Genomic DNA, 11,004 nt, shown 5'->3' with positions numbered 1-11,004 from the left:
TCCCAACCACAATGAAAAACCAACTTAAAATGAAAAACCCAACCAAACTCCCAAAATACATCGGTATTTCCCTTTTTATACTTTTTGTAAGCTTTAGCTATGCTCAAAACACAAAAAATAGCAAAATAAAACTTCCGGAAAGCGTCTTTGGCGAGTGGCAGGGAAATACAGGAAATGGCGAATACAACGGACTCCTGATCCATCGCGATTTTATAGAATTCGGTTACCGCCCATTTATGTACCAGAACATTCGTAAAGAGCCCAATGGCATTTTCGCTTTTGAGGCTATGGATAGACAAAAAAACATTCAGCGTTATCAAATGGAAATTTTGGCCGAAGATTCCATTAAACTAAAAAGGGGCGATGATAATTTCCAGCTCTTTATAAAGCACAAGGATCCGTTGGGGTCCAAACGAGTAACGATGGCCAATGTTCCTAATAAAATAAAGAAAACCTGGTTTACCACAGATGGGGAAAATAATGCTGAATTTAAGGTAGAAGCAGAAAAAATATTTTTTAGGACCAAGCCATATACCATTGAAGAAGTGGTTCATTTTAGACCAAACGAAACCGGGGAATATCGTTTTATCGTAAAAAACGGGAAAGATTACCGGATGTTCTATTTTAAAAATTGGGACGAGCATTATTTGCAGGTTAGTTTTAATGGTGGTTTTGGGGATTTGTACAAAGCCAATAAAGATTATCCGGACTATAGAATAAATGATATTGAAGAATATTTAGCCTCAAAATTTCCGCAAGAACTAAGGGGGGATTGGTTAAAGGGCGACGGAAGCAATGCCTGGGCCTTTAGTTTTTATTACGACTATGCCGTTTTGGATAAAAAGATTTGGAGCTATAAAAGTGTAGATAAGACTAATGGTGCTTATAAAATCATTTTGGAAAACGAAAGAGAGAAAAAAACGGTTTACGCAAAACAAGGCAAAAACAAAACTGCAAAATTTGGATATAGTCCACAAACCCTCAAAACCTATACCCTCAAAACGCTAAATAAACCGGGGTTTACATTGCCCAATGATGTTGTCTACAAAGAAGATGAACTGTTTAAAATAGACTCCGCCACTTATTCGGGGATTATTAGGGGCTTTAACCCTCATGGCAAAGAAAAAACGGGTATGGTGTATGTGAACAATGTTTTTACCGGAAATCAGGATTCTCATTTAATTAAAATTCAGGATGATGGTAGTTTTTCGGTGAAATTCCCATCGTACCATCCGCAGCAGGTTTATGTGCGGTTCCCCAATTATAATATTTCGGTATTGGTAGAACCGGCAAAAGAGACCTGGCAGTTGATAAACGCACATAAACCGGAGGGCATATATTTTACAGGTGATATTGCTCAACTTAATACCGATTTAATGAGTTTGGAGTTTATAACAAGGGATTTCTCTTTTTATGACAAAGTGTTAATTCGGGTAGATCAGTTTTCTTTAGCAGCATATAAAAAAGAATGTATTTCTCAATATAATCGTCAGGTACAAAAACGTGACAGTGTATTAAAAACCAGGTTTATCAGTGACAAAGCCCTGCAGGTGTTTAATTTAGACCTGGATTATGGCCTTTACGAGTATCTCCTCAGTTACGACATCTATTCAAAAGACAGAAATTCTTCAAAAATTAATAGCGCGTACATGAGTTTCCTGACGCCAAAAATATATGATAATAAATTGGCGGTGGTTTCCAGCGCTTATAAAAGTTTTATCAACCGCCTGAGATTTGTGCCTCCAATGCTGGGCGAAATAAGCGTGGTTCATCCTAAACCAATTGAATTAGCTAAAATTCTTGAATCCAAAAACATAGCGCTAACAAAACAAGAGAAAGCACTCGTTCATGAACTCAAGAAATTTAGAAAAGAGAATGCAGCATCCTTAGAAAAACAAGAACAGTTTAGAAAAAAAAATCAGGAAGTTATAAAAAGCTATAGTTTTAAATTAAGTAGTGTTTATAGAAAGCTAACCGATAAAGAGAAGTCTCAAATCTCTAGCAGAGATGGTGTCAATATTAATCTCATTTTAGAAATAATGGAGAATAAAGGTCTGGATGTTAGCTTCACTTCAGAAGAAATAGCTGTGCAAAAAGCCCGAAAGGAGTTATTGACGGAAGAAGAGTATAAACATCTCGCGGCATACTATACCAAAGAAAATAGTAACGAAAGTAAAAGTTTTATCCAAAAGCATGAAAATATTATAAATGCTTATGTGCAAAGTGAGCTACTACAACAGCAAACAGGAAAAATAAGGGAGAACTTAGGGAATACCTTTAGCGCCGATGTTATTATGTCGCAATATATTTTGGGAAGTATGGGCCTTAATTTTATTCCGTTAAGCAAAACTGAACTTATAGCTTCTCAAAAAAAAGTATCTGAACCCTTTATTGCCAAAGTAATTGAAGTTGAGAATAATAGAATTAAAAAAAAGATAGAGACCAACAAATCTAAAATTGGTTTTCTTGCCAGGGAACTTCCAAAAACAGAAGCCGATAATATTTTTGATGCCATCATTTCAAAATATAAAGGTAAAGTTGTGTTTATAGACTTTTGGGCAACCTGGTGTGCCCCCTGCCTATCAGGAATAAAAAAGATGAAACCTCTAAAGGCAGATTTAGAAGGTAAAGACATTGTTTTTGTATATATCACTAACCAATCATCGCCAAAAACCGCTTATAATAATTTAATTCCGGATATTAATGGAGAGCATTACAGGGTTTCCCGGGATGAATGGAATTATTTGGCCGATAAATTCAACATCACGGGAATACCACATTATACCCTGGTAAACAAAAAAGGCGAAGTCATCAAGACTAAATTACCTCCAGTTTCACACATGGATGGGTATAAACAAATATTTAAGGAAGAGTTAAGGAAATAAAAACCCTTGACAAAGCAATTCTATCAGCTATAATCTAAAAAATGAATTAAATAATCTTGAATACCTCGACCAAAAATATGAATTTAAAAAAGTGACCGCAATTATGAAAAAACTTCTACTACTATTAATTTTTATTGCTTTTAACTTGAATGCACAGCAAAGAGAAACTGTAAATTTGAAATGGAAAATTTCGGATACCCTGACTTACAAAACTGTAATGAAAGATGTAATTTTTGAAAAAAGTAATGAACAAGATGAAAAGGATTCTCTTTCGAAAGGAATGAGCGGAATGTTCAACGCAATGAAAAAGCAATTATCCAACTTGAAATATGAAACAAAACTATATCCAGACAAAAGCGGAAATATAGATATTGCAATGATGCTCAAAAAAGTTGAAGCAGACACAACCGGAAGTATATTTCCAGTAATGGCCGCGATGAACGGAAATGTAGTTTTACGAGGAAAAATAAGTCCGGAAGGCGAAATGTTAAGCTTCTATTACAAAAGAGCTCAAAAAAACATAATTTCAGTATTATTTGAACTTCCAACAAAACCAGTTAAAATTGGAGACGAATGGAATTTACAAGTTGATATGATTGCTGTGGACCAAACCTTTAAACCAGACTCAATTTACAGGAAAAACCTTGTTCGACTTAAAGATATAAAAATGAAAAACGGAAAAAAAATTGCCATTATCGAATATGATATCGAAGAATTCGTTTCTGGAGATATTGAAAATAAAATGATGTCAATGTTTTCAAAAGATAAAACTGATAAAAAAACGTTTATGAAAATGTCTCACAAGGCAACAGCTGAATTTGATTTACAAAAAGGCTATTGGATATCTTATGAAGGCAATATGAATGTTGAAACTAATATTTCTATAATGGGGATTGGGGTAAACAAACGAACTGAATTTAAACTTACGCCTGAAAAATAATTGTGACAAGGACGCATAGAACCAATTGCGGCTAAATAGTTTTTCGAGATTCGATGTTTTAGCGAAATTTATTAGGAGCGGTCACAACCTAACAAACTTGTCAGCAACAGCCATTCTCGAAAGCCTTGTAACCCATTAAAAAGACAATTATAAATCATAGAACCATATTAATGAGAACGTTCAAAACCCTTCTATTGGCAATAAGCTTAGCCATTTCTTTTATATTTTGTGTAAATAAAGAGTCACAAAATAATGGTGAAAAAGGTTACACTAATGTTCAATTATTTGGAAAATGGGCTGCGGTAAGTTCAAGTGAATCTTCAAATAAGAAAGGTTCTAAAATTGAATCAATACGTTTCGTAAACGATTCTATTGCTAAAATACAACTAATAGACTCTGCCGGTGAAAGAATTATAAACGGAACCTGGGAAAACGGATTTGAAAAAAACTGGAAAAGCTCTGGTTTAGTTTTTAAATCTGATATTGGGATAACCTATTATCCCAACAAACAAAATAAGACTATTCTACTGTTAAAAATATTCGAGAAAAATAAAAAGATAATTATGAGTGGAAACGAATTGCAGTTTGAAAAAGAGTAATAACCCTTTACATAATCCAAAATATGACCGCATTAGCTTTAGGCACTCCACAAATCATTTTAATAGGTGTTTCCATCATACCTTTAATCGCATTAATTGATATTCTTCGGAATGATTTTCAGAAAAACGATAAACTTATCTGGATTCTTATGGTCATCTTCCTTAACATCATTGGGGGTATTTTATATCTTTTTATGGGAAGAAAGCAAAGAGTGAAAAAACAGGATTAGTTACATAGCTGGAATAGATTGTGAATGACTAAACCTAAAACACTAATTCACCTTAAAGATGTAGTGTTTTCGAATTTGTATTTGAAAAAATAGAACATAGGCTTTTGCTATAATATCCAAAATTCTTCTGAAATTTCGAAAAATCAAAAAATAATTTTACTTAACAAAGAAGATGAGGTGAATACCGAAGAGTTGGGAAATGAAGGTTCTGACGCACAAAATAAACGATATATATGCAAAAAGAGTATATTTATCGCTTTTTGTAGAGAGCAGATCCTGCCGGCAAAGATCACATTGAATATACGGCGTATTTCTTTGCTCCAGAAAGAAAGGAATGAGAACTTATTATTGACTCTCTAACCGCAAAATGATAATTCTGATTTAAATAAAAAGAAGGTAGGAATAATTAAAATTAATACCCCACCTTCTTTCAAGCGCTTTTAAAACCTTATTACTCTACATCCAACTGGGTTCCAGCTCCTGTACGTTCCAGGTTTCTAACTCCAGTAGAACCAGCTTTACCAGACATACTTAGATCTACAGGCTTATTGGTTTTCCAGGCACCCCGGGTAAAATCTGGCACTTCAATAGAATTCGATTTATTGGCAATAGACCATTCACTTAGCGGGGTTAAAGAACTCCAGGAAGCGGCATCATATACATCCATATCCATTGGCAACCCGTTTCTGAGGCAGTCAATTAAACGCCAGTCCATAATAAAGTCCATCCCACCGTGGCCGCCAACTTTCTTGGCCATTTCACCTACGCGTTTTAAAATCTCTGGGGTGTATTTTTCTTCCAGTTCTTTCATTTTTGCATCATCGGCTACATCGTGACCAAAGGCAATATGTTTTAAAGGCCATTTTTGAGCAAAACATTCTGTTCCGCTCAACATATGAATTCTGGAATAAGGCCTTGGTGAGGTCACATCGTGCTGAATCATAATAGTACGGCCCTTATTGGTTTTAATAAGCTGGATATCCATATTACCTCTCATATCTGCACCTACAAACTGCTTCAGCTCTGGGTTTTCTTTAGCTTCTTCTTCAATCCTTTTTCCTAAAGTAAAATCATCGGACATAATGGAGGTAAGAAAATCCATTTTATCGCCGCGGTTTATATTCATGGCCTGACAAATGGGCCCAAGTCCGTGAGTAGGGTATACATTGGCGTGTCTTCTGTTTTCTTCAAGGCGCCAATAATCTGTATAAGCACCATCTGTCATTTTATCGTCCTGCGGCTTGTTAAAATGCCAGTAATCCAGATCGTGGATATAAGCGCCTTCCCCGTGAATAAGATCACCAAAAACACCCTGGCGCACCATATTAAGGGTTAGCAGTTCAAAATAATCATAGCAGCAATTTTCCAGGATCACGCAGTGTTTTTTGGTGCGTTCTGAAGTTTCCACGATTTGCCAGCATTCGTCCATCGTCCTGGCGGTAGAAACTTCTACTGCCGTGTGCTTATCGTTTTCCATTGCCTCTAAAGCGATAGGGATATGCCAATCCCAGGAAGTTACTACATATACTAAATCTACCAGATCACTCTGGCACATTTCTTTATAAGCCGTTTCACTATTGGCAAATTCTGCTGCTTTTGGAAGTCCGGCTTCCTGAAGAATTTTTTGTCCGCCATCTACGGCTGCCTGGCGTTTATCACAAAGCGCGGTAATTTCTACGCCTTCAATATAGGTCATGCGTTCTACCGCACCCGCACCGCGGTCACCAATCCCCACAATACCTATTCTAACAGTATCAAGCGGTGGGGCAGCATAACCACTCATATTAAAATTCATACTAGGCTTGCGGCTCGCGGCGGCTTTTATTTGAGCTAGTTTTTCTTCACTACTACAAGAGGATAACATAGATCCGGTTGCGATTGCCCCTCCTCCCAGAGCCATATTTCTTAAGAATGATCTGCGGTCTGAACTCATATTAAATGTTTTAGTTTAAGTTAATAGATGAAGCTAGAAAATAAAGTATTTTCATCTTTAATTATTTATTCAAAAATATAAAAATTTATTAAAAATTTGTGTTTTGAAAGTTTATATTTATGTTTTTATATAAAAATGCATTAAATTATTTTCGTTATACCTTATTTTATTAAACCCTAATAATTTAGAAACGTTCACCGACCTATTCTTATAAATAAAAGTGGAGAGCCTCAGTTATCTTCCTAACATCTACTACTCATTAATCTGTTGTAACTTCTTATGATTCAGAACATAAGATGACTTACAATTGGCAGGGTTAATTCTATAAACTTAATCATTTCCGCACTCAATATTATGCTGAAATACAAAAGGTTAACTTATTTTTAATTTTAAATAAGCAATTTTCAACTAAACTCCACAACTTTTATTAAATATAATGGGTATTCTCAATAATAAAAATGGAAGTATTTGTAATACATTTTAAGTTTTTCAGAAATAAACCGAGATATCAACCAATAAGATAATGTAAATGACGTACTTCTGATATCGTGCATATCAACAAATTTCGAACTTTGGAATGGAACAGATGTTCCCAAATAACTAAATTTCAATAGTAACTACATAAAGGTCCCTTGTCCAGAATGAAAATTTGTGTAGTAGGGAAGTATAATAGTAAGTAGTTTGATGAGTGATAATTTGAGTGAAATTAACAGTTTATTTTAAATGAAACCAATCGAAATAAAAAAAAGGAAATCCATCAAATATCTCTAATTGCAGACCACTAATCCTATTCATAAATCTTCATCATTCAGTATCTAATTATTTATATTTATTTAGCTTTATAAATAGTAATATGTTGTATTTTGATGTTATTTGACACGATATTCTGCAAAATAAGGGACTACGATGGTCTATAATACTATTTAACATCCAATTTTATAGAAACGACAATAGACTCATCAAATTTATTTGAGTGTAATTCGTAAGATAATACAAGCAAGACGAATGTAGTATTCCACCTTTTATTTATGTACAGGGCGCGATTTTAAAAGTGAGTGATAATTAGATTAGATCAAATCTATATCATTGAATTTAAGAAATAAAATCACTTGGTGTAAAACAGAATAAAACTTCCTTATTCTTTTCTTGCGTACAGATTAGCGTACAGATTCAACTTCATAAAAACACAAAACCCTCAAAATCGAATGATTAAGAGGGCTTCTGGTACTCGGAGCGGGACTTGAACCCGCACGGACGCATTTGTCCATTGGATTTTAAGTCCAACGTGTCTACCAATTCCACCATCCGAGCGTAAACTTTTAAATGAGCGAAAAACGGCCCCGAGGCTTCGGGGGAACCCGCGACCTCAGAGATATCTCTCTATTTCAGAGCGAAAAACGGGATTCGAACCCGCGACCTCCACCTTGGCAAGGTGGCGCTCTACCAACTGAGCTATTTTCGCAATATTAAAACATTGAAAATAAATAGAGCAACGTGGCGCCCTACTCCCGAGGACTCGGGAAGCTATTTTCGCGATTTTAAAGAACTTCCTATGTTTTACACACAGCTGCAATGCCATATTGCGGTTGCAAATTTAATATAAATCTTATAATGTCAAAGGCTTTTTATAAAAAATAAAGAAAAATTAGCGTAAATAATTTCCTGCTAATTTCTAAAACCCACATCCAAAAATATAAACAATTGTGGTTCAATATTTAAAGGAACAAAAAAACTTACTTAAGTACTTTTTCAAAACTTACTCTTCCCCATTTAAGCTTTTGCCTTATTTTTACCAGCCAGCATTCTTTTTATTTCATTGAGCTTCATAAGTGCTTCTACCGGAGTAAGCGTATCAATATCTATATGAATAAGCTCCTCTTTTAACTCTTCTAAAATAGGATCATCAAGATTAAAAAAACTGAGCTGCATTTCTTCTTCTGCCGATTTCTTTAGCAGTTCTCCACTATCTTCCATCTTATGAGATTTCTCTAACTTCTTTAGAATTTTATTAGCCCTGTGCAAAACCTGCTGTGGCATCCCGGCCATTTTTGCCACGTGAATTCCAAAACTATGCTCACTTCCACCCGGCACCAGTTTCCGTAGAAAAAGCACATTATCCTTTAATTCTTTTACCGATACGTTATAATTTTTTATCCGTTCAAAAGTATCACACATTTCATTGAGTTCGTGGTAATGGGTTGCAAAAAGGGTTTTTGGTCTTGCCGGATGTTCGTGCAGATACTCGCTAATGGCCCAGGCAATAGAAATACCATCGTAGGTGCTGGTTCCTCTACCAATTTCATCCAAAAGCACCAGGCTGCGATCTGAAATGTTATTTAGAATACTGGCAGTTTCATTCATCTCTACCATAAAAGTAGATTCTCCCATAGAGATGTTATCACTGGCACCCACGCGGGTAAAAATTTTATCCACCAGACCAATATTCGCAGCTTTTGCCGGAACAAAACCTCCCATTTGCGCCATTAAAACGATAAGCGCAGTTTGGCGCAGAATAGCCGATTTACCACTCATATTGGGACCGGTGATCATGATAACCTGTTGCTTTTCCCTGTTAAGCATAACATTGTTGGTTATGTATTGTTCCCCAATAGGCAATTGCTTCTCAATAACCGGGTGCCTGCCTTCTTCAATATTTAGCTCATGGTGTTCTTCAATCTCTGGTTTGCAATAATCTTCTGCTTTGGCTTGCTGGGCGAAAGAACCCAGGCAATCCAACTGCGCGATAAGCTGGGCATTTTGTTGCACCGGCTGAATATAATCGTTCATCCAAATCACCAGTTTACCAAACAAATGCTGTTCCAAATGCAAAATTTTCTCTTCGGCACCTAATATTTTGGCTTCATATTCTTTCAATTCATCGGTAATGTAGCGCTCGGCATTTACCAGGGTTTGTTTTCGCACCCAACTTTCTGGAACTTTATCTTTATGGGTATTTCGCACTTCAATATAGTAACCATATACGTTGTTATTTCCAATTTTAAGCGAGGAAATCCCGGTTGCTTCGGTTTCACGCTTCAGCATATTATCGAGGTAATCTTTTCCTGAAAAAGCTATTTTTCGAAGTTCATCCAGCTCCTCAGAAAAACCATCGGCTATGCAATTGCCTTTTAGAATATTTACCGGCGCATCTTCTTGCAGGCTTTCACTAATTTTGGAACGCAAAACCTCGCAGGAATGTAAATTATCACCAATTACTTTTATAGCTTCATTCTCACTCTCCAGCGCCAGTTTTTTTATAGGAATTATTGCCTGCAGCGAACTGTTTAATTGGTTCACTTCTCTTGGCGTCACTTTACCCGTGGCGACTTTAGAAATAAGCCGTTCCAAATCGCTAATTTGCTTAATATGCTGCTGAATTTCAGCTAATACCGAAGTATTAAGGAGTAGAAATTCCACCACTTCGTGCCGCTTTTTGACTTTATCGGCGTTTTTAAGTGGCAGGGCGAGCCAGCGTTTAAGCAGCCTTCCGCCCATAGGCGAAATTGTCTTGTCAATTACATCCAGCAAAGTTACCGCCTGGGCCGCCGTAGAATGGTACAACTCCAGGTTTCTAATGGTAAAGCGGTCCATCCAAACATATTCTTCCTCGGCAATCCTGTTAATAGAAGTGATATGTTGCAATTTTCTATGCTGGGTTTCGGCCAAATAATGCAAAATAGCACCAGATGCAATGACTCCTTCTTCTAAATGATCTACTCCAAAACCTTTTAAGGACTTGGTATTAAAATGTTCGTTTAAGGTCTCGTAGGCAAAATCTTGTTTAAAAATCCAGTCTTCTAAATAAAAAGTATGAAAATCTTCACCAAAAATCTTTGCAAAATCTTTCTTATATTTTTTCTGAATTAAAACTTCACTGGGACCAAAGTTTTGAAGCAATTTATCAATGTACTCTGCATTACCCTGGGCTGTTAGAAACTCACCTGTGGAAACATCTAAAAAGGAAATTCCGAAGTTTTTCTTCGCAAAATGAATGGCGCACAAAAAATTATTCGACTTACTGTGCAGCACCTCATCACTTAGGGCCACACCGGGGGTCACCAACTCGGTTACGCCACGTTTCACGATTTTTTTGGTCATTTTAGGGTCTTCCAATTGATCGCAAATAGCCACCCGCTCCCCAGCCTTTACCAGTTTTGGCAGGTAAGTGTTTAAAGAATGATGAGGAAATCCGGCTAACTCGGTGCGCTCGCTCCCGTTGTTTCTATTGGTACAAATAATATTTAGAATTCGGGCAGTTTTAACTGCATCTTCCCCAAAAGTCTCATAAAAATCCCCCACCCTAAAAAGCAGTAAAGCATCTGGATACTTTGCCTTAATGGCATTGTATTGTTTCATCAAAGGAGTTACTTTAGGAGATTTTTTTGTCGCCAAAATGTTATAATTTTATTTCCTGCTA

At 36.1% G+C, this 11,004-nt stretch carries 6 protein-coding genes and 2 tRNA genes; 4 read left to right on the top strand and 4 right to left on the bottom strand.

Annotated elements, in window-relative coordinates; all coding sequences use genetic code 11:
- Window positions 1-29 precede the first annotated feature (29 nt).
- The 4 genes from BUA71_RS15205 (at window position 30) to BUA71_RS15190 (ending at window position 4,654) form a co-directional block, all read left to right on the top strand.
- Window positions 30-2,885 carry a TlpA family protein disulfide reductase gene (locus BUA71_RS15205; RefSeq protein ID WP_175545973.1) on the top strand — a complete coding sequence of 952 codons (2,856 nt, stop codon included), beginning with the start codon at window positions 30-32 and terminating at the stop codon, window positions 2,883-2,885.
- Window positions 2,886-2,988: 103 nt separating this feature from the next.
- Window positions 2,989-3,825 carry a hypothetical protein gene (locus BUA71_RS15200; protein WP_072881286.1) on the top strand — a complete coding sequence of 279 codons (837 nt, stop codon included), beginning with the start codon at window positions 2,989-2,991 and terminating at the stop codon, window positions 3,823-3,825.
- A 170-nt stretch (window positions 3,826-3,995) separates the two neighbouring features.
- Complete coding sequence (locus BUA71_RS15195; RefSeq protein ID WP_072881284.1) at window positions 3,996-4,424, top strand: hypothetical protein; 429 nt, start codon at window positions 3,996-3,998, stop codon at window positions 4,422-4,424.
- A 23-nt stretch (window positions 4,425-4,447) separates the two neighbouring features.
- Complete coding sequence (locus tag BUA71_RS15190; protein ID WP_072881282.1) at window positions 4,448-4,654, top strand: PLD nuclease N-terminal domain-containing protein; 207 nt, start codon at window positions 4,448-4,450, stop codon at window positions 4,652-4,654.
- 451 nt (window positions 4,655-5,105) lie between these two features.
- On the opposite strand, the gene BUA71_RS15185 is transcribed toward BUA71_RS15190, so the two are convergent.
- The 4 genes from BUA71_RS15185 to mutS form a co-directional block, all read right to left on the bottom strand.
- Window positions 5,106-6,587 (bottom strand): Gfo/Idh/MocA family protein, encoded by a 1,482-nt coding sequence (locus tag BUA71_RS15185; protein ID WP_072881280.1) that lies wholly within the window; start codon window positions 6,585-6,587, stop codon window positions 5,106-5,108.
- Window positions 6,588-7,809: 1,222 nt separating this feature from the next.
- A tRNA-Leu gene (locus tag BUA71_RS15180) sits at window positions 7,810-7,898 on the bottom strand.
- A 78-nt stretch (window positions 7,899-7,976) separates the two neighbouring features.
- Window positions 7,977-8,049, bottom strand: a tRNA-Gly gene (locus tag BUA71_RS15175).
- Window positions 8,050-8,357: 308 nt separating this feature from the next.
- Window positions 8,358-10,943 (bottom strand): DNA mismatch repair protein MutS, encoded by a 2,586-nt coding sequence (gene mutS / locus BUA71_RS15170; RefSeq protein ID WP_072881278.1) that lies wholly within the window; start codon window positions 10,941-10,943, stop codon window positions 8,358-8,360.
- Window positions 10,944-11,004: the final 61 nt, after the last annotated feature.

The sequence above is a fragment of the Salegentibacter echinorum genome, assembly GCF_900129445.1.
Classification (GTDB): domain Bacteria; phylum Bacteroidota; class Bacteroidia; order Flavobacteriales; family Flavobacteriaceae; genus Salegentibacter; species Salegentibacter echinorum.
The sequence above is the reverse complement of the archived record's forward strand: the minus strand, read 5'-3'. Positions and strand labels throughout refer to the sequence as shown.

Bases quoted from the DNA above. Each gene is read 5' to 3' on its own strand.
- BUA71_RS15205 (WP_175545973.1), top strand. From the start codon at position 30: ATGAAAAACCCAACCAAACTCCCAAAATACATCGGTATTTCCCTTTTT.
- BUA71_RS15200 (WP_072881286.1), top strand. From the start codon at position 2,989: ATGAAAAAACTTCTACTACTATTAATTTTTATTGCTTTTAACTTGAAT.
- BUA71_RS15195 (WP_072881284.1), top strand. From the start codon at position 3,996: ATGAGAACGTTCAAAACCCTTCTATTGGCAATAAGCTTAGCCATTTCT.
- BUA71_RS15190 (WP_072881282.1), top strand. From the start codon at position 4,448: ATGACCGCATTAGCTTTAGGCACTCCACAAATCATTTTAATAGGTGTT.
- BUA71_RS15185 (WP_072881280.1), bottom strand. From the start codon at position 6,587: ATGAGTTCAGACCGCAGATCATTCTTAAGAAATATGGCTCTGGGAGGA.
- mutS (WP_072881278.1), bottom strand. From the start codon at position 10,943: ATGAAACAATACAATGCCATTAAGGCAAAGTATCCAGATGCTTTACTG.